We start from the raw sequence: 242 nt of genomic DNA, 5'->3' as shown, positions 1-242 counted from the left end.
TCCCAGTCGACCCCGATCGCCACCAGCACCGCCTGGCTGGCGATCACGCCGGCTTCGCGCGCCCGCTCATAGCGCGCATCCAGAATGAGGTACGGGTAAGGTTCGGCAAGCCGCCGCTCAAAGAACGCCTTCAGCGCCTCATCCAGCCGCGCCGTCGCCTCGCTTACCGTCGAGGCCGAGAAGGAATGGCCGCACAGTTCCTCGGTGATCGCCTTGACCTTGCGCGTCGACACGCCTTGCAC

Annotated in this window: 1 protein-coding gene; it reads right to left on the bottom strand. The window is 66.5% G+C overall.

Annotation, left to right across the window (positions count from 1 at the left end; translation table 11 throughout):
• Positions 1–242: transposase (locus AC0L2M_RS34705; RefSeq protein ID WP_473537287.1), on the bottom strand; the 242-nt coding region annotated here is incomplete at both ends.

This window comes from Mesorhizobium sp. WSM4806, from assembly GCF_055811635.1.
Note: the sequence above shows the minus strand (reverse complement) of the source record. Positions and strands in the feature narration are given on the sequence as shown.